Source organism: Stappia sp. ICDLI1TA098, assembly GCF_054880955.1.
The window spans coordinates 2,501-5,679 of the sequence record NZ_JBTZBT010000007.1; the positions used below are offsets into that span (position 1 = coordinate 2,501).

Consider the following 3,179-nt stretch of genomic DNA (forward strand, 5'->3'; position numbering starts at 1 on the left):
GGGAGCTGGACGTGCGTTGGTCCATTGGACTTGCACGCGTCCGTTGCTTGCCGGCGATCAGTCATCCCTTCCGGTTTTTAATCGGAAGCGACTGGTTCCTTGGATGTGCGGGGTTCGACCCCGGGGCGCTGCTGACCGCGCGCTATCGCAGGACAAGATCTCGTGAATACTGGTCTTATAAATTCAATGCTTTGATCGGCCCTCGGGTTGATCTGGATGGGCATTGATAATGAGAGTGATCAAGTGTCTTAAGGGCGTTCGGTGGATGCCTTGGCGACAAGAGGCGATGAAGGACGTGATACGCTGCGATAAGCCGTGGGGAGCTGCGAATAAGCTTTGATCCGCGGATTTCCGAATGGGGAAACCCACTCCGTAAGGAGTACCCGCAAGGGGGCAAACCCGGGGAACTGAAACATCTCAGTACCCGGAGGAAAGGACATCAACAGAGACTCCGCTAGTAGTGGCGAGCGAACGCGGACCAGGCCAGTGGCTTGTGCTTAAGAACCGGAACCGTCTGGAAAGTCGGACCATAGCGGGTGATAGTCCCGTACGGGTAGAAAGAGCATGAGTCCTCGAGTAGGGCGGGACACGTGAAATCCTGTCTGAACATGGGGGGACCACCCTCCAAGCCTAAGTACTCCTTGTCGACCGATAGCGAACAAGTACCGTGAGGGAAAGGTGAAAAGCACCCCGACGAGGGGAGTGAAACAGATCCTGAAACCGGACGCTTACAAACAGTCGGAGGGCGCAAGCCTGACGGCGTACCTTTTGTATAATGGGTCAGCGACTTAATTTGACATGCAAGCTTAAGCCGGAAGGTGTAGGCGCAGCGAAAGCGAGTCTGAATAGGGCGATTTAGTATGTCGGATTAGACCCGAAACCGAGTGATCTAGCCATGACCAGGTTGAAGGTGCGGTAACACGCACTGGAGGACCGAACCCACGCCTGTTGAAAAAGTCGGGGATGAGTTGTGGTTAGGGGTGAAAGGCCAATCAAACTCGGAAATAGCTGGTTCTCCGCGAAATCTATTTAGGTAGAGCGTCGGACGAATACTCTCGGGGGTAGAGCACTGGATGGGCTATGGGGACTCACCGTCTTACTGATCCTAACCAAACTCCGAATACCGAGAAGTACTATCCGGCAGACACACAGTGGGTGCTAACGTCCATTGTGGAGAGGGAAACAACCCTGACCGCCAGTTAAGGTCCCTAAATCATGGCTAAGTGGCAAAGGATGTAGGACTCCCAAAACAACCAGGATGTTGGCTTAGAAGCAGCCATCATTTAAAGAAAGCGTAACAGCTCACTGGTCTAAACAAGGGGTCCCGCGCCGATAATGTAACGGGGCTCAAGCCATGTACCGAAACTGCGGGCTTAGCGTAAGCTAAGCGGTAGCGGAGCGTTCCGTAGGCCTGCGAAGGGAGACCCGTGAGGGCTCCTGGAGGTATCGGAAGTGCGAATGCTGACATGAGTAACGATAAAGGGGGTGAGAGACCCCCTCGCCGAAAGTCCAAGGGTTCCTGCGCAACGCTAATCGGCGCAGGGTTAGCCGGCCCCTAAGGCGAGGCCGAAAGGCGTAGTCGATGGGAATGCAGTTAATATTCTGCAGCCTGCGGGTGGTGACGGATGCCGTGTATCGTATCCCCTTACTGGATTGGGGATGCGGTGAAGGTGTCCCAGGAAATAGCCCCCGCTTATAGACCGTACCCGAAACCGACACAGGTGGACTGGTAGAGCATACCAAGGCGCTTGAGAGAACTGTGCTGAAGGAACTCGGCAAATTGCTCCCGTAAGTTCGCGAGAAGGGAGCCCCGGGCTTGGGCAACCAGGTTCGGGGGGCACAGACCAGGGGGTGGCGACTGTTTATCAAAAACACAGGGCTCTGCGAAGCCGCAAGGCGACGTATAGGGTCTGACGCCTGCCCGGTGCCGGAAGGTTAAGAGGAGGTGTGCAAGCACCGAATTGAAGCCCCGGTAAACGGCGGCCGTAACTATAACGGTCCTAAGGTAGCGAAATTCCTTGTCGGGTAAGTTCCGACCTGCACGAATGGCGTAACGACTTCCCCGCTGTCTCCAGCACAGACTCAGTGAAATTGAATTCCCCGTGAAGATGCGGGGTTCCTGCGGTCAGACGGAAAGACCCCGTGCACCTTTACTACAGCTTCACACTGGCATTCGTGTCGACATGTGTAGGATAGGTGGTAGGCGTCGAAGCAGGAGCGCCAGCTCCTGTGGAGCCAACCTTGAAATACCACCCTTGTCGTCATGGATGTCTAACCGCGACGCAACAACGTCCGGGACCGTGTGTGGCGGGTAGTTTGACTGGGGCGGTCGCCTCCCAAATGGTAACGGAGGCGCGCGATGGTGGGCTCAGACCGGTCGGAAATCGGTCGTCGAGTGCAATGGCATAAGCCCGCCTGACTGCGAGACTGACAAGTCGAGCAGAGACGAAAGTCGGTCATAGTGATCCGGTGGTCCCTCGTGGAAGGGCCATCGCTCAACGGATAAAAGGTACGCCGGGGATAACAGGCTGATGATTCCCAAGAGTCCATATCGACGGAATCGTTTGGCACCTCGATGTCGGCTCATCACATCCTGGGGCTGGAGCAGGTCCCAAGGGTTCGGCTGTTCGCCGATTAAAGTGGTACGTGAGCTGGGTTCAGAACGTCGCGAGACAGTTCGGTCCCTATCTGCCGTGGGTGTAGGAGAATTGAGAGGATCTGTCCCTAGTACGAGAGGACCGGGATGGACGTACCTCTGGTGGACCTGTTGTCGCGCCAGCGGCATAGCAGGGTAGCTATGTACGGAATGGATAACCGCTGAAGGCATCTAAGCGGGAAACCAGCCTCAAAACCAGTTCTCCCTTGAGAGCCGTGGAAGACCACCACGTTGATAGGCCGGGTGTGGACGCGCAGCAATGCGTGAAGCTTACCGGTACTAATAGCTCGATAGGCTTGATCACTCTCATTACTCAATGCCCATCCGTCGCAATATGCGAAAACATAAAGACCAGTATTCAATTCAATTGCGTTCTGCCGGCCTGGTGGCTATGGCGGGGAACCAAACACCCGATCCCATCCCGAACTCGGAAGTGAAACGCCCCAGCGCCAATGGTACTGCGTCTTAAGACGTGGGAGAGTCGGTCGCCGCCAGGCCCGCAAAACGCAATCGAATGTCTATG

Annotated in this window: 2 rRNA genes; both read left to right on the forward strand. The window is 55.7% G+C overall.

What is annotated here, in order from left to right:
• Window positions 1-237: 237 nt before the first annotated feature.
• Window positions 238-2,960 (forward strand): 23S ribosomal RNA (locus ACSLUQ_RS20420).
• A gap of 77 nt (window positions 2,961-3,037) precedes the next feature.
• Window positions 3,038-3,153: ribosomal RNA gene (gene rrf, locus ACSLUQ_RS20425) — 5S ribosomal RNA — on the forward strand.
• Window positions 3,154-3,179: the final 26 nt, after the last annotated feature.